This window comes from Streptomyces fildesensis, from assembly GCF_016107395.1.
Taxonomy (GTDB): domain Bacteria; phylum Actinomycetota; class Actinomycetes; order Streptomycetales; family Streptomycetaceae; genus Actinacidiphila; species Actinacidiphila fildesensis.
Map to the genome: position 1 here is coordinate 52,438 of NZ_JAAIKO010000015.1, position 19,610 is coordinate 72,047.

At 68.8% G+C, this 19,610-nt stretch carries 9 protein-coding genes and 1 other RNA gene; 6 read left to right on the plus strand and 4 right to left on the minus strand.

Features of this window, described 5'->3' with window-relative positions; genetic code table 11:
* Nucleotides 1–25: 25 nt before the first annotated feature.
* Entirely contained in the window at nucleotides 26–1,183 is a 1,158-nt protein-coding gene (locus C6N31_RS21080) for a hypothetical protein (RefSeq protein ID WP_198357964.1), read from the minus strand.
* A gap of 359 nt (nucleotides 1,184–1,542) precedes the next feature.
* On the opposite strand from C6N31_RS21080, the gene C6N31_RS21085 reads away from it, so the two are divergent.
* The 3 genes from C6N31_RS21085 to C6N31_RS21095 are packed head-to-tail and all read left to right on the plus strand — an operon-like array spanning nucleotide 1,543 to nucleotide 4,465.
* Nucleotides 1,543–2,490 (plus strand): Nif3-like dinuclear metal center hexameric protein, encoded by a 948-nt coding sequence (locus C6N31_RS21085; RefSeq protein ID WP_138357846.1) that lies wholly within the window; start codon nucleotides 1,543–1,545, stop codon nucleotides 2,488–2,490.
* The gene (locus C6N31_RS21090; protein WP_138357857.1) at nucleotides 2,487–3,230 is read left to right on the plus strand and encodes a zinc ribbon domain-containing protein; all 744 of its coding nucleotides are present in this window, start codon (nucleotides 2,487–2,489) and stop codon (nucleotides 3,228–3,230) included. The genes C6N31_RS21085 and C6N31_RS21090 overlap by 4 nt, the downstream gene beginning before the upstream one ends.
* Nucleotides 3,230–4,465, plus strand: coding sequence for a bifunctional RNase H/acid phosphatase (locus tag C6N31_RS21095; protein WP_138357845.1), 1,236 nt, complete (start codon nucleotides 3,230–3,232; stop codon nucleotides 4,463–4,465). Before C6N31_RS21090 ends, C6N31_RS21095 begins: the two co-directional genes overlap by 1 nt.
* Nucleotides 4,466–4,559: 94 nt before the next feature.
* On the opposite strand, the gene eda is transcribed toward C6N31_RS21095, so the two are convergent.
* Both eda and yaaA read right to left on the minus strand, forming a co-directional pair.
* Nucleotides 4,560–5,177 carry a bifunctional 4-hydroxy-2-oxoglutarate aldolase/2-dehydro-3-deoxy-phosphogluconate aldolase gene (gene eda / locus C6N31_RS21100; protein WP_138357844.1) on the minus strand — a complete coding sequence of 206 codons (618 nt, stop codon included), beginning with the start codon at nucleotides 5,175–5,177 and terminating at the stop codon, nucleotides 4,560–4,562.
* A 92-nt stretch (nucleotides 5,178–5,269) separates the two neighbouring features.
* On the minus strand, nucleotides 5,270–6,058 hold the full coding sequence (gene yaaA, locus C6N31_RS21105) for a peroxide stress protein YaaA (RefSeq protein WP_138357843.1): 789 nt from the start codon (nucleotides 6,056–6,058) through the stop codon (nucleotides 5,270–5,272).
* A 67-nt stretch (nucleotides 6,059–6,125) separates the two neighbouring features.
* Here yaaA and C6N31_RS21110 point away from each other — a divergent pair, with 67 nt between their 5' ends.
* The gene (locus C6N31_RS21110) at nucleotides 6,126–7,619 is read left to right on the plus strand and encodes an RNB domain-containing ribonuclease (protein ID WP_198357965.1); all 1,494 of its coding nucleotides are present in this window, start codon (nucleotides 6,126–6,128) and stop codon (nucleotides 7,617–7,619) included.
* 18 nt (nucleotides 7,620–7,637) lie between these two features.
* Nucleotides 7,638–8,043: RNase P RNA component class A (rnpB, locus tag C6N31_RS21115), an RNA gene on the plus strand.
* A gap of 516 nt (nucleotides 8,044–8,559) precedes the next feature.
* Here the strand turns inward: rnpB and C6N31_RS21120 are convergent.
* A complete protein-coding gene (locus C6N31_RS21120; RefSeq protein ID WP_198357966.1) occupies nucleotides 8,560–12,477 on the minus strand; it encodes a LamG domain-containing protein in 3,918 nt (1,305 codons plus the stop codon).
* Between the two features lie 254 nt (nucleotides 12,478–12,731).
* On the opposite strand from C6N31_RS21120, the gene C6N31_RS45935 reads away from it, so the two are divergent.
* Complete coding sequence (locus C6N31_RS45935) at nucleotides 12,732–19,370, plus strand: RHS repeat domain-containing protein (protein ID WP_198357967.1); 6,639 nt, start codon at nucleotides 12,732–12,734, stop codon at nucleotides 19,368–19,370.
* The last annotated feature ends 240 nt before the right edge of the window (nucleotides 19,371–19,610 follow it).

Consider the following 19,610-nt stretch of genomic DNA (forward strand, 5'->3'; position numbering starts at 1 on the left):
CGGCCGTGTCCGGTGATCATCGGGGTTACCGTGCCCGCGCCGGGTCGAGCGGGGCCTGCTGGAGGGGGAGCACGGACATCGGCCTCGGCTCGTCCCCCGCAGGCCCGTCGACCGTGGCGGCACCCTCGACGGCCGCCCGTGGGGCACCCGTGACGGCCGCCACGGGAGCCGCGGCCGGCGCCTCGTACTCGCTCAGCCCGAACGGCCAGCGCTCGCAGGCGTACGGCAGCCGCAGGGAGCCGCGCGCCGACCACAGCCCGGTGCCCGCGAGCCAGCCCTCGGGAGCGGTGAGCCACGTCACCGTCCGTTCGCCCGGCCGCCAGACCACGGGCGCGGCCCCGTCCGGCCCCTCGGCGCGCAGCGCCACCGCCGCCCCCTCCGGCATCAGTATCTGACCGGACTGCGCGGCGAACGGCGTGAGGACCGTGTCGGCCATCCGCAGCGCCTCCGGGAAGCGCACCGGACGCCGGCTGCCCAGCACGCCCCAGCCGAGCCGGTCGGTGCCGGGTGCGTCGCTGCGCAGCATGAGCAGCCCGCTGTCGGGCTCGGCGAGCAGGACCCGGTCGTTGCTGTCCTCGGCGATCTGCAGCAGCGGGGTCACCTCGCCCTGCCGCAGATCGACGGCGACGGCCTTGGTGCGGCCGCCGTCCGGGCCGACGCGGTCGAGGGCGAGCATCCGGCCGGCGCGGTCCAGCCAGACGCCGCCGGTGCAGCGGCCCCGCACGGTGGCGAGCAGCTGCGGCCCGCCGCTGTGGTTGCCGCCGCCGCTGCCGCAGACCAGCCACACCTGGGTGGCGCCTTCGGTGGGGGCGAGCGCGAAGGCCGCTCCGGCGACCGGCGGCAGCAGCCGTACCTCCTTGCCCTCCAGGGACTTGAGGGAACCGAGCGGCAGTTCGCCGGTGCCGGGCCCCGTCGGGTAGAGCAGCGCGAGGTCGAAGCGGTCGGCGACGCGGCGGCGGATGAGCACCCGCCCGTCGGGCAGCGGCAGCACTTCGGTGCCGGGTTCCTCCGGCTGGTTGGCGGGCAGCGGGACGGTGTACGGCTCGGGGCCCGCCAGCGTCCAGCGCTCGGGGTACCAGCCCCCTTCGCCCGACTCGGTGAGGCAGGCCGCGTACGAGCCGTCGGACGCGATCGTGAACCCCGCCCGCAACACCGTGGCCTTTTCGATGGCACAAGCCGTCATGTGTTGGTTCACCTCCGGAGGACGACGCTAGTTTTCGCACTTCCGGACGATCAGCGCGAGTCGGTGCAGTTCACACGTAAGGGTGGCGGTTCTTCCGTTTGCCCAAGGATCGGACGCACGTTGTGATCCGTGACCGGAACCACATCTTCCGGACTTGGCGGGCGTCGCACAGCGGAGCAAGAGGAAAGGCTCGCCTTACCCGCGTCCGCGACGAGCCGGCAGCCCGTCCGGTACCTGACCGGTACCTGCCCGGCGCGTGTCCGGTGCTCGTCCGGCACGTGTCCGGTACTCGTCCGGTACCGGTCCCCTGGCCGCCCGCGATTCCGGTCGGCGCGGGGGAGGGCGGTAACCTTCCTCCCGTGCCCTCACTGTCCGACGTCATCGCCGCGCTCGAAACCCTCTGGCCCCCTCACCAGGCCGAGGAGTGGGATGCCGTGGGCCTGGTCTGCGGTGATCCCGACGCGGAGGTCACGCGGGTGCTGTTCGCCGTCGACCCCGTCCAGGAGGTCGCCGACGAGGCCGTCCGGATCGGCGCCGACCTGCTGGTCACCCACCATCCGCTGTACCTGCGCGGTACGACGACGGTCGCGGCCACCGGCTTCAAGGGCCGGGTCGTGCACACGCTGATCAAGAACGATGTGGCCCTGCACGTCGCGCACACCAACGCCGACCGCGCCGACCCCGGAGTCTCCGACGCCCTCGCCGGCGCCGTCGGGCTGCGGATCACCGGGCCCCTCGTACCGGACGCGACCGATCCGTCCGGCCGCCGCGGCCTCGGCCGGATCGGCGAGCTGGACATCCCGCTCACGCTGGCCGAATTCGCCGCCCGGGCCGCCCGCGGTCTGCCGCGCACCGCGGCCGGGCTGCGCGTGGCCGGGGACCCGGAGCAGCTGGTCCGTACCGTCGCGGTCTGCGGCGGCTCGGGCGACGGCCTCTTCGGCGACGTCCGCGCGGCGGGCGTCGACGTCTACCTCACCGCGGACCTCCGCCACCACCCGGCCTCCGAGGCCCAGCAGCAGGGACTTCTCTCGGACGGTAGGCCCGCGCTGGTCGATGCCGCACACTGGGCAACCGAGTGGCCGTGGTGCGAGCAGGCCGCGGGCCAGCTCGACGAGATCTCGGACCGGCACGGCTGGGCCCTGCGGACGTATGTGTCGCACCAGGTCACCGACCCGTGGACGGCCCACGCCCCGGCCCCGGAAGCTCTGTCCAGCACCTCTTCCACCCGCTCTTCCCGCCAGTCGCCCGAAGCCATCCTTCCAACGAGCGCCTCGCGCCCGCAGTCTCACCCAGGAGCCCCCCGCTGAACGCCGCCCCCGCCGACCAGATCCGCCTCCTCGAAGTCCAGGCGCTCGACTCGCGTATCCAGCAGCTGGACCACAAGCGGCACCACCTTCCCGAGCACGCCGAGCTCGACCGTCTGAACGCCGACCTCACCCAGCTGCGCGACCTGCTCGTCGCCGCGCAGACCGAGGAGAGCGACACCGCCCGCGAGCAGACCAAGTCCGAGCAGGACGTGGACCAGGTGCGCCAGCGCGCCGCCCGCGACCAGCAGCGGCTCGACTCCGGCGCGGCGGCCTCCCCGAAGGACCTGGAGAACCTGCAGCGCGAGATCGTCTCGCTCGCCAAGCGGCAGAGCGACCTCGAGGACGTCGTCCTGGAGGTCATGGAGCGCCGCGAGACCATGCAGGAGCGGGTCAAGGAGCTCTCCCTCCGGCTGGAGTCCGTGCAGGCCAAGGCCGTTGAGGCCGAGACCCGCAGGTCCGCCGCGCTCAAGGAGCTCGACGCCGAGGGCTCCAAGGCGGTCAAGGAGCGCGAGATCGTCGCCGGCGCCGTGCCGGCCGACCTCCTGAAGCTCTACGACAAGCTGCGCTCCCAGCAGGGTGGCGTCGGCGCCGCCCGGCTCTACCAGAAGCGCTGCGAGGGCTGCCGTCTGGAGCTCAACATCACCGAACTGGGCGAGGTGCGGGCGGCTCCCGCCGACACCGTCGTCCGCTGCGAGAACTGCATGCGCATCCTGGTCCGCACCGCGGACTCCGGCCTCTGATGGCTCGTGGTTTCGTCGTCGAGGCCGACGGCGGGTCCCGGGGCAACCCGGGCCCCGCGGGCTACGGCGCCGTGGTCCTCGACCCGGCCACCGGTGAGACGCTCGCCGAGGCCGCCGAGTACATCGGCCACGCCACGAACAACGTCGCCGAGTACCGGGGTCTGATCGCGGGGCTGCGGGCCGCCAAGGCCCTGGATCCCGAGGCCTCGGTCCGGGTCCGGATGGACTCCAAGCTCGTCGTCGAGCAGATGTCAGGGCGCTGGAAGATCAAGCACCCGGACATGCGCCCGCTCGCCGCCGAGGCCAAGTCCGTGCTGCCGGCCGGCCAGGTGACGTACGAGTGGATCCCGCGCGAGAAGAACAAGCACGCGGACCGGCTCGCGAACGAGGCGATGGACGCGGGCAGGAAGGGCCGGCAGTGGGAGCCCGGGGCGCCCATCGTGCGCAGCGAACTCGGGCTGGGCGGCGGCGTCGGGATCTCGGCCCAGGGGTCGGATCCGGGGTCGGCGCACGGGTCTGGTTCGGGTTCGGCCGGGGCTTCGGCTCAGGGGTCGGTTCAGGACGCGCTGCCGGAGACCGCTCCGACCGTGGGCTGGTTGGCCGCCGCCGATCTCGGGACGCCCACCACCTTCGTCCTGCTCCGGCACGGCGAGACCGCGCTCACGCCCGAGAAGCGGTTCTCGGGCAGCGGCGGCACCGACCCCGACCTGTCGGAGGCGGGCCGCCGGCAGGCCCAGCAGGCCGCGATCTCGTTCGCGGCCCGGGGCACCGTGCAGGCGATCGTCAGCTCACCGCTGGCCCGCTGCCGGCAGACCGCGGAAGCCGTCGCGAGCCGCCTCGGCCTCGAGGTACGGATCGACGAGGGCCTGCGCGAGACCGACTTCGGGGTCTTCGAGGGGCTCACCTTCGGGGAGGTGCGGGAGCGGTATCCGGCCGAACTGGACGATTGGCTGGCATCGGCCAAGACCGCCCCGCCGGGCGGGGAGAGCTTCGCGGCGGTCGCCCGCCGCGTGTCGCTGTCCCGCGACAAGCTCCTCGCGCGCTACGCCGGGAAGACGGTGCTGCTCGTCACGCATGTCACCCCGGTCAAGACGCTGGTCCGGCTCGCGCTGGGCGCGCCGCCCGAGTCCCTGTTCCGCATGGAGCTCTCGGCGGCGTCCGTGTCGGAGGTGGCGTACTACGCCGACGGCAACGCCTCGCTGCGCCTGCTGAACGACACGTCGCACCTGAGGTAGTCCGCGGGGTCCGGTCCGGTGCGCAGCCGGTGCCATGAGTCCTACGTTGCCTGCCCTGCCTTGCCGCCGTCCGGCGCGTCCGGCCCTCCGGGGTTCAGCCGCGCAGGGCGGCGGCTTCGCGTGCGAGGGCCTCGACGCGACCCCAGTCCTTGGCGCGGAGCGCCTCGGCGGGCAGCATCCAGGTGCCGCCGACGCAGCCGACGTTGGGGAGCGCCAGATAGCGCGGCGCGGCGGCCGCGTCGATTCCGCCGGTGGGGCAGAACCGCGCGAGCGGCAGCGGTGAGGCGAGCGACGTCAGATACGCGGTGCCGCCGGCGGCCTCGGCCGGGAAGAACTTCATCTCCGTTATGCCGCGTTCCAGCAGCGCGACCACTTCCGACGTCGTCGAGACGCCGGGCAGGAACGGCAGCCCCGAGGCACGCATCGCCTCCAGCAGCCGGTCGGTCCACCCCGGGCTGACCAGGAAGCGGGCCCCGGCGGCGACCGCGGCGCCGACGTGCTCGGGCGCCAGCACCGTCCCCGCGCCCACGACCGCGTCCGGGACCTCGCGCGCGATGGCGGCGATGGCGTCCAGCGCGGCGGCCGTCCGCAGGGTGACCTCGATCGCGGGCAGCCCGCCCGCGACGAGGGCGCGGGCCAGCGGCACGGCGTCGGCGGCGTCCTCCAGGACGACGACGGGGACGACGGGGGCGAGGTCGAGGACGGAAGTCATGCCCGTCATCCTGCCTGCGGCCCGGCATCCTGCGCAACGAGCGTTGCACAGGATGCAATAGAAGTGCCCCGTGCCGGGGTTCCGCCGCGGGCTCAGTGGATCTCGGTCACCAGCACGTCGAGCTTCCCCGGTGCCTGCTCCTCGATCACGAAGCCCAGGTCCCGCAGCGTCGCGGCGAGCTTCGCCGGCGTCTTCGGCTTCGCGCCCGACTCCAGGAGAGCGCGCACCAGCCGGCCCTTCGTGGCCTTGTTGAAGTGGCTCACCACGGACCGCTTCTCGACGCCGTCGACGACCGTCACCTGCAGCACCCGCACGGTGGCCGTGCGCGCCGCCGGCTCGCTGCGCGGCTTCGGCTTCCACGCGTTCGCGTACGCCGAGGAGCGCAGATCCAGCACCAGGCCGTCGCCGGCCGCCTCCGGAACGACGCCGGCCATCGGCTCCCGCCAGTACGCGCCGAGCGCGCCCAGCGCGGGCAGCTTCACCCCCATCGAGCAGCGGTACGACGGGATCCGGTCGGTGATCCGCACCGCGCCCCACAGCCCGGAGAACACCAGGAGGGAGTCCTTCGCACGCTTGCGGGCGGCAGGGCTGAGCGTCGCGAGCCCCAGTGCGTCGTAGAGCACACCGGTGTACAGCTCCCCGGCCGGCAGTGTCGGCGCGGTGAGCAGTCCCGCGTCCTTGGCGACCTCGCCGCGCAGCCCCGGGCTCAGCCCGAGCACCTCGGCCGCCTTCTCCTCATCGCCCGAGCACAGCTCCACCAGCTCCGCCAGCACCGTCGACCGCGTTCCGGTCAGCCCGGGGAGCGAGAGCGACGCCAGGTCGACGGCGGGACCGGCACCCACGGTGGCCTTGCCCTCGGACGGCGGAAGCAGGACGAGCACAGCAGTTCTCCCTCGGACGGACCAACACGAACCGGGAGCAGCCTACGGCCCGTCATACGCTCACTTCATGCCCCGCCGCCACCTGCTCGTCCCGGCCGCCGACGGAACCCTGCTGCGCGACGCGCTGCGTGCGCTGCGCGTCCGGCTCGAGGTGCCGGAGGAGTTCCCGGCCGCCGTGCTCGCCGAGGCCCGGCAGGCAGCCGACCATCCCCGGATGCCGGAGCTGGACGCCACCGGCATCCCGCTCTTCACGATCGATCCGCCGACGTCCACGGATCTCGACCAGGCCATGCACCTGGCCCGTGGGACGGGGACCGGCACCGGGGCCCCGGCCGGGGGATACCGGGTGCACTACGCCATCGCCGATGTCGCGGCCTTCGTGACGCCCGGCGGCGCGCTCGACGCCGAGGCGCACCGCCGCGTCACGACCCTCTACTTCCCCGACGAGCGCGTCCCCCTCCACCCGCAGATCCTCAGCGAGGGCGCCGCCAGCCTGCTCCCCGGCCAGGACCGCCCCGCCCTGCTGTGGCGGATCGACCTCGACGCGACGGGCCAGGTCACCGCCACCGCCGTCCGCCGGGCCCGGGTCCGCAGCCGCGCCAAGCTCGACTACGCGGGCGTCCAGCGCTCCATCGACGACGGCACCGCGGAGGAACCCGTCGCCCTCCTCAAGGAGATCGGGCTGCTCCGGGAGGGGCTCGAACGGGACCGCGGCGGCATCTCCCTCAACGTCCCCGAGCAGGAGATCGAGCAGCGTCCCGACGGCGACGGCTACGTACTCGAATACCGCGCCCCGCTGCCCGCCGACGGCTGGAACGCCCAGATCTCCCTGCTCACCGGCATGGCCGCCGCCGACCTCATGATCCGGGCCGGCACGGGCATCCTCCGTACGCTCCCCGCCGCCCCCCAGAGCGCCGCCGACCGGCTCGGACGCGTCGCCGAGGCCCTCCAGGTCGACTGGCCGGCCGGCACCCCGTACGCCGACGTCATCCGCTCCCTCGACCCCCGGCGCCCCCACCACGCCGCCTTCCTGCAGGAGTGCACCTCCCTGCTGCGCGGCGCCGGCTACACGGTCTTCGACGGCGCCGCCCCCGAGCACGCAGAACACGCCGCCGTCGCCGCCCCGTACACCCACTGCACGGCACCGCTGCGCCGCCTCGTCGACCGCTACGCCGGCGAACTCTGCCTCGCCGCCGTCGCGGGCGAGCAGCCTCCGGACTGGGTCCGCGCCGCCCTCCCCGGCCTCCCCAAGGAAATGGCCGAGGGCACGCAGCACGCCAACCGCGCCGAACGCGAATGCGTCGACCTGATCGAGGCCGCCCTCCTCAAGGACCGCATCGGCGAGGTCTTCGACGCCTTCGTCATCGACCTCGACGACCGCGCGCCCGGCACCGGCACCATCCACCTCGACGACCCCGCCGTCGTGGCCCGCATCCAGTCACCACCCTCCGCCCCCCGCCTCCCCCTCGGCCACCACCTGCGAGTCCGCCTCACCGAGGCCGACCCGGCCACGTCAACCGTCCTCTTCGCCCCGGCCCAGCTCTGCGGACACGTCGACTAGGATGGGCGGCACGGCGGACGAGCCGGCCGGGCGGTCGCGGCGGGATCCTTGTGATCCTTCCGAGGAACGTCCGGGCTCCACAGGGCAAGGTGGTGGGTAACGCCCACCCGGGGTGACCCGCGTGCCAGTGCCACAGAAAACAGACCGCCGGGAGCCGCAAGGCCCCCGGTAAGGGTGAAACGGTGGTGTAAGAGACCACCAGCGTCCAGGGTGACCTGGACGGCTAGGTAAACCACACCTGGAGCAAGGTCAAGAATGGGCCGCCGCAAGGCAGCTCTGCGCGGACGACTGAGGGCTGCCCGCCCGAGTCCGCGGGTAGACCGCACGAGGCCGGCGGCAACGCCGGTCCCAGATGGATGGCCGCCTCCCCATGGCCCGCAAGGACCACGGGAGACAGAACCCGGCGTACAGGCCGACTCGTCCGCCGCCTGTAAAACCGCAGGTCAGAGCATGTTTCTTCGACGCGGACATTTCGACGGGGTCGAATCGGGGCCGTTTGAGTGGGCCGCCAGGGTGCCGACCCGCCAGTCGAGGCGCGAAGATATTTGGACAAATCTGCTCAGATACGGCGCGATCATTGCCCGGTTCGGTCCGAGTCACGTACCGCCAGTACATCGCCATTTTGTCCTCGCCGGCTCGTAGGAGCATCCTTCACTGGACGGGACTTGCAGGGGATCGATGCCGACCCACCCTCGCCCTCTGGATAGAGCCGCCCGCCAGTTGATCGAGAGGCGTGGGCCAGGGCCGACGCGGCATAGGCCTGGGCTTATCAGGGTGTGCCACCGGGCGCGGGTGGGTTGCTCTCCACTGTGCCACTGACGCGGCTCTGTCATTAGCGGGAGGCCTGCCACAAGTCAGGCGTTGACGTACAGGCTGGAATCGTCCAGGCGCTGGGCCCGCAGCGTGTGCTGCGGGCCCAGCGGACGATGCGACTGGTGGGTCAGGAGGTGCTGTACAGGTTGCCCGCTTGCTCGGTGGTGAAGGCGTAGGGGTAGATGCGGGCGTCGCTGATGGTGGCGTTGGCGGGGTTGTAGAGGGTGGCGCTGCTGGTGAGTTGGATGGCGCCGACGCTGAGGTGGCCGGGTGCGTGCCAGGGGGTGGGGTTGGTGGCTGCCCCGGCGTAGTGGCCGTTGACGTAGAGCGTTGAGCTGTGGGTGGTGGCGTCGTAGACGCCGGTGAGGTGGGTCCAGGTGCCGGTGGTGGCGGCGCCTGCGGGGGCGTCGGCGGCGGGTGCGGTGTTGGCCATGGTGTCGCCGGTGGGGGTCATGAAGGTCCAGGTTTTGGTATCGGGGCGGTAGCCGAGGTCGAAGGCTTGGCGGGTGGTGCCGCCCTGGGCGACGAAGTACTGGTCGCCGGTGAGAGTGTTGAGTTTGACCCAGACCGAGATGGTGTAGCTTCCCGCTGTCTCGACGGCGGCGACCTTGGAGACCAGGGCTGAGGTGCCGGTGAAGGCGGCTGCGCCGGGGGTGGTGCCGGCGTGGTTGGCGGCCCAGGTGACGGTGCCGACGGGTGCGGCGTTGTTGCCGCCGGAGGCGTCGTTGGGGGTGCCGTTCAGGAGCCATTGGTTGCTGCGGCCGGTGAAGTACGCGATGGCGGTCTTGGCGGTGCCGTCCGGAGTGACGCCGTCCCAGGTGACGATCTTTCCGTTGCCGGATGAGGCCCACAGGTCTGGGATGTTGTCGCCGTTGAGATCGCCGTCCGAGCCGACTAGCGGGAACGCGGCGGTGGTGATGCCACCGCCGATCGCGGTGGCGGGGGAAGCAGTGACGCCCGTGACCGTGGTGTACGCGGTGCCATTGTCGTCGGTCGCGGCGGCGGTGGTCAGGGCGTACTGGAGGATGTCGCCTGCGGTGTGGCCGCCTGCGGTGGTGCGGACCCGGGCCCACAAGGCGGGTTTGCCAGTTGCGAGGGCGTCGCCAGGGATCATGAGGTCGTAATTGTCCCATCCGCCCTTGGCCACCAGCGTCGGAGCACCGAAGGGGGAACGTTTGCCATTGGCGTCGTAGGCACCTGCGCTGGTCTTGGGGTAGAACCAGAGACTTCCGGCTTCGACGGCGAGGACACCGGTGGCGTCGGTGGTCTTCAGATCGGGAGTGAGGGTGGTGCCTGCCGCACCGATCGGGGTGATCTGGTTGGTGTAGGCCCAAGTGGCGCCAGGCGCCCAGGTGGAGCCGACAGTCAGACCGGGACATTCAGTCGCGGTACCAACGCAGTCCGGACGAGGCAGTTGCGCCTTGGCGGTACCGAACGCCCCGTAATTCTGCGTGTCATTGGAGTAGTAGAACAGCTGCCCGCTGCCGGTCTTTGTGGGGTCGGAGTCCGGCTTGGTGGGGTCGGCGTCCTGGTGGACGAAGAGGTCGTCGACCGGAGTGCCGGCGGTCTGAGTGCCGCGGTGGGTGATGCGGAAGTTCTTCCAGCTGGTGCCGTCGGGTGCCTGGGCGGCGGTGGCGGCTTGGATGGCGGGGGTGGAGTTGAAGTTCAGGGCCTGGCTGTAGTTGAGCAGAGCGCCGGTGGTGGGGTCGGCGGCGAGGACGTCGGGGTGGCCGTCATTGGTGACGTCGCCGTAGGCCAACGGAGTGGGCGACCAGGGCATGTAGAAGGGGTACGCCGTGATCAGGGAGGTGTTTCCGGCGTTGTCCTCGGCTTGGAGGTAGGCGATGTTGGTGCCCCAGTGCGTGGGGTGCACCGGGACGGAAATCTTCGGGAGGGCGCTGCCGCACTGCCAGGCGGCGTCGGAGAGCGTGGAGTCCAGGCTCCAGCGCATGCAGGCCAGTGCGGAATTGACGCCTTCGGCCGGGGTGGGATCGGTGGCGGTGAAGGGGATCTGTCCCGAGTCGCCGACGTGCAGTGTGGTGGTCTGCCCGTTGCCGGAGGGCGGGAACTGGTGGGCGAGGTCGGTCACCGGGTTGAACGTGATGGTGGGTGGTTGCAGGTCGGCACGGAAGCGGCAGCCGCCTGCGGTGGTGGAGGGTAGGAGGCCATCGCTGGCGGAGACGTTCCAGCCGTAAGCGTGGCCGTCTTTGAGGGCGGTGGTGGGGACGGTGTAGGTGACGGTCTGCCCGGATGCGCTGTCGCCGCTGCTGCCTTGAGCGGTGAGGGGGTCGCCGGCGACGGAGTCGTCCCAAAGGCTGAAGTAGCCGTGCATGGCAAGGCCGACGGGGCTGGTGACGGTCGCGGTCAGTTTCAGGCCTTGGGCGCCGGGGTTGCTGATGAAGGCGTGGGTGGTGGGTTCGGCGGCGAGCTGGCAGTTCTCCTGCGAGGCCGGGGCGAGGTATTGCGGGACCGGACTGCTCTTCAGGTTGGAGGGCGGGTTGGGGGCTTTGTCGTACTGGATGTACAGGGTGGGGTTGTGGGTCAGGTGTTTGAAGCCGTTCGCGTTGGATTCGTCGCCATGGAGGCCGAAGGCGAGGGCGCCGTTGTTGACGTATTTCTGCACGTGGGCAGTGATCACGTAGCCGAAAGGCACGTCGCCGGCGCAGCCGGAGTTGCCGGTTCCGCCGACTTGGTCGGTCAGGCCGAAGGGGGTGTCACCGCTGTTGTGGTTCGCCCAGGTGTAGTCAGCGATGGGGCCGGTGGCGTAGAGGGACACAGGGTAGGTGTCGGTGCAGGACCACGAGGCGCTTGAGGTCTGGGTGAATGTCAGCGTGGCGTAGTGGATTGTGGAGTTGGCGATGGCACCGAGGTTGTTGAACTGGTAGTAGGGGCGCTCGGTGTCGTGAGGACTGCAGCTGCCGCCGCCTGAGTACGTGCCGCAGAGGCCCAGGGCGGGAGAGCTTCCCGTGTTGTGGGTTCCGGTGTGGGCGGATTGGATCCAGGTCCATTCGGGGTTGGTGCCGCCGAATGTGAACCATTCCGGGTCGATGTAGACCGGGTAGTGAGTACCGGGTCCACCCAGCACGCCGGGTACCGGGGTGATGGTGACGGTGTCGCCGTCGGCGGTGGTGGGCATCGTGGCGGTCTGCGCGCCCGGTCCGGGGCCGTCCGCGGTACTTGCCTCCGCCGGGGTGTCGCTGTCGGTGTTCTGCGGGGCGGCGGCCGTGGTGGTCTTTGCGCTGGTGGGGGTACTCGTGATGGTGCTGGAGTCCCACATCTGCGGTGCGGAGGCGGTGAACTCCTTGGCGCCGCTGGCGGTATCCCTGGCGGTGAGGTTTCCTGCGCTGTCGGCGGTGACGCTGATCCCGGTGCCGGTGGTGGCCAGGTCCAGGGTCTTGAGTGCGGGATTGGCCGCGGCGGTGGCGGTCTTGACGATGACGATGTGCTTGACGCTGCCCCGTGCGTTGACGGTCACCTTCAGGTCCACGTCCGGCAGGATGTTGGCGTACAGCGCGCTGTCGCCCGAGACGGTGGGGGCGGGCAGGGTGAACGGCACGCTGAGCGAGAGCGTTTTGCCAGCGTTATTGGTCAGGGTGGCCAGCGGGCCGCTGCCGCCATGCGACAGGCGTATGGGGGTTATGGCGGCTTTGGGGGACAGGGTGCCGTCGGCGTTGGTGTGCAGAGTGGCGTCCACCGGCGACCAAGCGCCGGCGACCTTGGCCCGTGCGGGTTGCACGCTGGTGCTGGTGGAGTAGGTGCCGTCCGGGTTGACGGACGTCTGCTCGAACTCGCTGGTCAGCGCGTCGATGACGACCGGCTGGCCGGTCGCTGCGGCCTTCGCCTGCGCGGCGGCCGCGGCCACCGTGTCGGGCGGGACGATTGCGGCGTGTTGGGCCTCGGCCGGGTCGGTGGGGGTGTCGGCGTGGGCAGCGGGGGCGAGGGAGAGCAGGCCGGCCGAGAGAGCGAGCGCGAGTACAGCGGCCCCAGTGCGGCGGGGTCTGCCGCGGCGCCGGGGGATGGGAGGGCCAGGAGGGACAGAAGGCATGAAGATCCCCGTTCCGGGTCGTACCGGTGGCGCAATGACCGTGCGCACGATGGGCCACGCTCGTCACAACGGTCAAGGCCGTCCCCAACTGGAGCCGAACACTCCTCCAGCGATGTCCCGGTCTGATGCCCCTGTGACATGGGTCACTGGGTAAACGGTGGGTCAAGTGCCCGTCACTTGCGTCACAGAAGGCCCTACGGTCCGTGTCATTCGCGCGCAACTCTGTGCGAACGGGCAAGACCCGAGGGGGAGTTGTGCAGGGTTCGAGCACCGGTGCGCGCATCAGATGGAAGCTGAGCGGCAGGCACGCGCTGCTGGGTTCAGCCAGCGTTCTGGCGGTCTTCGCCGCCCTCCTGACGCCGCTGTCAGCCGAGGCCATCGCGGCGGCGCAGGCGCCCGATCCGGATCAGATCTGGTCTCCGCCCAACACCCCGCTCCCGCAGACCCCCTCAGTTCCCGGGCATCCCGCACCTGCCCCGGCGAAGCTTCCCTCCACCGCCCCTGCCACCGGGGCACCCCGCACCGCGGCGCCCGTGCCATTCGGCGGCAAGGCCACCGTCACCCTCCCGAACGCCTCCACCACCAAGGCCACGTCAGCAACGGTCCGCGCCGGGCAACTCCCCGTCTGGATAGCTTCATCCGGCACTACGCGACAGAGCGCCAACGCCGCGGAGGCATCGGTTCGCGTCTCGGTGGCCGACCAGAAGGCGATCACGGGAGCGGGTCTTCCCGGCCTGGCGGTCACGCTCGCCCGCACCGACACCGCCCCCACGGGGCGGGTTCAGGTCGGCATCGACATCAGCTCCCTGGACGTCAACTGGGGCGGCGGCTTTGCACAGCGCGTCCGGCTGGTCGGTCTGCCGGCCTGTGCGCTGACCACTCCTACGGTGCCGGCGTGCCGCAAACAGACTCCGGTGCCCTCCCACTACGACCCGAGCACCCACCGCCTGGTCGCCGACGTTGCCCTGCCCGCCGCCGCACCCGGCCCGCGGAACCCGGCCTCGGCCACCGCACCGAAGGCGACCACTGCGCTCGATGCTGCCGCCGCACAGCAGATCGTGCTTGCACCCATGGGTGATCCGGCCGGCTCGGCCGGCACCTACGCGGCGACCGACCTCGCCCCCAGCGCGAAGTGGACGGCTGGCTCCTCGAGTGGTGGCTTCTCCTACTCCTACCCGATCCAGGTCCCCCCGGCGTTGGGTGGGGCCGCGCCGCAGGTGTCACTGTCCTACGACTCCTCGTCGGTCGACGGGCGGACCTCGTCGACGAACGCGCAAGCGTCCTGGATCGGCGACGGCTGGGACTACCACCCGGGCTTCATCGAGCGCTCCTACAAGTCCTGCGACAAGGACGGTCTGCAGCACTCGGGCGACGAGTGCTGGGGCGGCTACAACGCCACCCTGTCCCTGGGCGGGCACTCCAGCGAACTGGTGCGCGACGACGACAGCGGCGCCTGGCGGCTTAAGGACGACAACGGATCCAAGGTCGACTTCCTCACCGGAGCGAGCAACGACGATTCGCGCGGCGAGTACGTCCGCGTCACCACCACGGCCGGCACGGTCTACTACTTCGGACTGAACCACCTGCCCGGCGGCGACAAGAGCGACCCGGCCAGCCACTCCGCGTGGGCGGTGCCGGTGTACTCGCCCAACAGCGGCGACCCTTGCTATGACGCGGCCAAGAGCAAGGGCTCGTGGTGCCAGATGGCCTGGCGCTGGAACCTCGACTACTCCGTCGACGTCCACGGCAACCTCACCACCTACACCTACACCGCCGAGGGCGACAATTACGCGCGCGGCGGGGGGCAGAACAACGGTACCGGCACCCTCACTCCCTACACCCGCGGCGGCGCGCTGCGCTCCATCAACTACGGGCAGACCCTGGCCGGGCAGGTCGCTGCCAAGGGCACGGCCAAACCCGCCGCCACGATCTCCTTCAATCCGGCGCCCGAGGGCCGCTGCGACACCACCGGCGGCTTCACCTGCACAGGCGCCACCTTGTCGAAAACCAACGCCACGCACTGGCCGGACGTGCCCTACGACCAGCACTGCGACGCCAACCCCTGCACCAACTACGGCCCCAGCTTCTGGTCCAACCAGCGCCTGGCCTCCATCACCACCCAGGTGATGTCCAACGGCACGTCCAAGCCTGTCGACTCCTATGCGCTGACCCAGTCCTTCCCCGACCCGAACGACGGCACCAGCAAAGGCCTGTGGCTGCAGCAGATTCAGCGCACCGGATTGGACGGACCCAGCACCCCGCCGCTGCCACCTGTCATCTTCACCTGGACGATGAAACCCAATCGCGTCGACGGCATGGACCTGGTCCCCGCACCGCCCATCTTCAACCGGCCCCGGATCAAGAGCATCACCACCGAGACCGGCGAGAACATCGTCATCGACTACAGCCTGCCGGCTTGCTCCCGGGTGGACCATGTGATGCCCGCGTCCGCGGACGACAACAAGATGAAGTGCTACAACGTCAAGTGGTACCCGCCGGGCACCGTCTACGGGGCGACTCCCGCCTCGGACTGGTTCAACCGTTACACCGTCGATCAGATCACCGAGAACGACCTCGTCGCCCAGTCCCCTGCGAAAATCACCCACTACGGCTACGGTGATGCGGGCTGGCACCGCAATGACTCGGAAATGACCGAGAGCAGCGACCGCACCTGGGACCAGTTCCGCGGCTATGCGACCGTGACCACCACCACCGGCAGCGGGCAGGACGGCCCCATCACCCACTCCGTCACCAAGTACCTGCAGGGCATGGCCGGCGACGCCCTCGCCGCAGGCGGAACCAAAACCGCCACCGTCGACGACGCACTCGGCGAACACGTCACCGACTCCGACTGGTTGGCCGGCCAGACCCTGGAAACCGACAGCTACGACAAGGCCGGCGACGGAAACAAGATCACCGCCTACACCGTGCACCGGGCCACGGGCCCGTATCCCACTGCCACCCACAAGCGAGCCGGCTTGACCGGATTCAACCTGGTCGCACGGTATATCTCCACCAGCATGGTGGAGACGAAGAAGAGCTTGAAGGCCGACAACACCTGGCGCACTACAAGGTCCGCCACGACCACCGACCCCGAGAACGGGAACCATGCGCTGACGCTGCTCACGACGGCTGACGGATTGCCGGACCGATGCGTGCGCACCAGCTATGCCGCTGGTTCCACCGCACAGATGACGGATTTGGTCGACGAGACGTTGACGGTCTCTGGCAGCGGATCATGCACGGCTGTACCCGGGGCGGCAAACACCGTCGCAGACACCAGAACGCTTTACGACAGCAAGGCCTTCGGCCTTGCCGGAGCTCTCGGGGACGACACCTCCACACAAAGTTTGGACCACTACGACGCCTCCGGCCATCCGGTGTTCGTCACCGACAACGTTACCGGCTTTGATAGCTACGGCAGGGTCGTCGCCACCACAGATCCCAACATCACTGACGCCCAAAACCAGGCTGGAGCGGTGACACGCACGGTTTATGGCGTTGCGCAGACCGGTGAATTGCCGAACAGCGTTGCGGTCACCACGCCGGCCCCAGGAAGCCTGTCCGGCTGGACTACCACCACCACCCAGGACACAGCCCGCGGCTTGCCACTGGTCACAGTCGACGCGAACGGACAGAAGACCACCGAAACATACGATGCATTGGGGCGGTTGACACAGATGTGGCGACCAGGCTGGGCCACGGGCAACAAACCCAATCTGACGTTCTCCTACGCAGTCAACGGCTCAGCCGGTCCGTCGGCCACCACGACGAACACGCTCAAGGACGACGACACCACCTATACCCAGTCAGTGCAGATCCTCGACGGATTCGGCAGGGTCCGGCAGACCCAGACGTCGCCGGCTCTGTCGGGAATCCCGGGACGGCTCCTGGCAGACACCCTCTACGACTCCCACGGCCGGACACTCGCCACCCGTGCCCCGTACTACGACAAGAACACCTCTCCTACCGGCACCTTGTACCTGCCTGTTCCCGGCGATGTCCCCTCCGAGACCAGCACCGTCTTTGACGGCCAAGGCCGTCCCATCGCCTCAGTGCTCTCCGCTATGGGCGTGGAGCAGTGGCGCACGACCACCGACTACCCCGGCAGCGACGAGACCGACGTCACCCCGCCCAACGGCGGAACACCCATGACTACCATTACCGATGCACGCGACCAGACCAGTCAGGTGTGGCAGTACCGCACATCCACGGCCACGGGTCACCCCGAGGACGCCGACATCACGACCTACGCGTACACCACCGCGGGCAAGCCCGCGACCCGTACGGACGCCACGGGCAAGAACACTTGGACCTATGGCTACGACCTGCGCGGCCGTCAAGTCACCGCCACCGATCCGGACACCGGGACCACCACCCAGAGCTATGACGCCGATAGCCGCCTCGCCAGCGTGACGGACGCGCGTAAGCAGACCCTCGTTTACAGCTATGACTTGATCGGCCGCAAGACTGGCCTGTACACCGGCAGCATCACCCCAGCCAATCAACTTGCGGGCTGGAAGTACGACACCGCCTCAGGCGGGAAGGGCCAGCTAGCGGGATCCACGCGATACGTCGACGGCGTGGCCTACACCACGACGACGACTCTCGGATACGACGCCTCGTACCATCCGACGGGAGCCACGCTCACCATCCCCGGCAGTGAGATCGGGCAGACCACCCCCTTCACGTACACCACCCACCGGCATTACAACCCGAATACCGGCACGCTCAGCGCTACCGATCTCCCCGCCGTCGGCGGTTCATCGGCTGAGACACTCGCCAACACCTACGACGTCAACGGCCCGCTCATCTACACCGCCGGTCAGGTCACATACGACCTGCAGACCAATTACGACCCCTTCGGGCGGGCGATCCGTACCACCCTCAACCCGTGGGGCTCCCAGGTGGTGGCCACCACCAACTTTGATCAAGCCACCGGTCGCGTGATGTCGGAATTCGTCGACAAGCAGACGTCTACCAACGGCGCTGTCGACCAGCACAGCTACACCTACAACGCAGCTGGTCAGACCACCTCGGTCAGCGACATCGAGGACAACACACCCTCCCAGACCGACCTGCAGTGCTTTACGTACGACTATCTCGGTCGCCTCAGCACCGCCTGGACCGACACCGGCGGGACCACCACCCAGCCCCAGCCGTCCGTTCCTGGCATGGGCGGCTGCACCCACACCAGCCCGACGTCAACCGGAAGTGCCACCATTGGCGGCCCCGCGCCTTACTGGACGAGCTACGGCTACGACACCAGTGGCAACCGCACCAGCCTCACCCAGCACAACACAGCAGGAGACACCACTAAGGACATCAGCACGACACAGGGATTTGCCCCGGCCGGCCAGGTCAATCAGCCAACCACTGCGGTTGGCACCGGGGGCGGCACCGGTGGCCCCCATGCCCTGGGCTCCACGACCAGCACTGGCCCCAACAACCCCGGTGCCACGTCATACCAGTACGACGCCACGGGCAACACCACCAAGATCACCACGGCCAACGCTGCTACAACACTTGCTTGGACCGGTGAAGACAAACTTTCCACCGTCGTCAACAGTGCGGGTACCACTACGTATCTCTACGACGCCGATGGGAACCAGCTCATCCGCCGTAACCCAGGCGGCATTACCACTTTCAACCTGGGAAGTGACGAACTCACCTACACCACAGCTAGCAAGACGACGATCAATGCTCGGTACTACGTACAACCCAACGGCCTGACCATTGTTCGCCAGGGCAGCACCCGCACCATCCAGTGCACCGACCCGCATGGCACTGCCACACTTGCCCTGGACGCGACCACCCTCGCGGAGACACGCCGCCCGCTCGACCCCTTCGGCAACGCACGCGGTACGCAGCCCACCGCCTGGACCGGCGACAAGGGCTTCGTCGGAGGCACCCAAGACCCCATCACCGGCCTCACCAACCTCGGCGCCCGCGAATACCAACCCATGACCGGCCGTTTCCTCAACCCCGACCCCCTCCTCGACGCAGCTAACCCGCAACAATGGAACGGCTATGCCTACGCCAACAACACACCAATCAATGCTGCCGACCCCGATGGCAAGATGATTAAGGATGATGTCACTGGCCTCGGGTTCGGCAATCAAAAGGTAATGAAGGATTGGTATGAAAGCGAGGGATATACGGGCAAGGACGGGAAGGCCACTCAAAAATACAACACCCTCCTGGGGAACTATAACGACTCGTGGCGAACCTACTATCATTCGACCTACTACAAAGCCATCAGGTATCTCGGTATCGAGCGGAAGCTAAGGGATGCCCCGGCTCCGTGGAAAGATCGAAATGTTGTGACAGGAAAAGAAATGCCGTCATCCTGTGATGACTCTTGTCGCGAGATCGTCAAAGCATGCGACGAAGAATGCATGGGTCTCCAGTTGGAACTTTACATCGCCTCGTTTCCGCCATCCGAGGGCGGAGGATCTAGCGGCGGCCCCATGGGATGGCTGAAGAAGCATGTTTACATCCAGGCGAGCTTTTGCCTGGTGGTGATATGTGCGAGTGCTACATTCCAGGATGGCTACGCTATGGTCGGTGGTGGCTTGAATCTGCCGCATCTGAGCCCCGAGAGCGCGGCCAAAGATTCAGGAATGACAGCAGGTAAAATGTTCAGGCAGGGCGTAGGCATGGTCAAGGAGCGAGGATTTGGTATTTCGCTGAGTGCGGGATTGAACTCCGCGACGCCAACCAACCAGAACAACTCATCGATGGGGGGTTGTATTGCTGATCTGTATGGCGGATGCATTGGCGGGTCACCGGCGCAAAGTGGCGGAAACTTCTACGCGGGTGTCGCGCTGGGTTATGGTGTAACATTCAATGTTGGGAATACTCGAACCTTTGACCTTATTGGCAATAGGTGATCTCAAAAGGGACTGCGATGCTGCAATACGCGGGTAGGGCAATTAAGGCCGCCGATGTAGGGATTTCCGATGTCTGGTTTACTGGCGGAGTCCTGGCATTTGGCATTGTTGCCTGGGTCTTCAATGCCTTCAGGACGCGAAATAGCAGCAAATCTCTTGGTGAGAAAATAATCCCCCATCTAGTGCTTGCAGTATTCTTTATGATTGCCGGGTCGGCATTCGCATGGGTTCTGTATCATT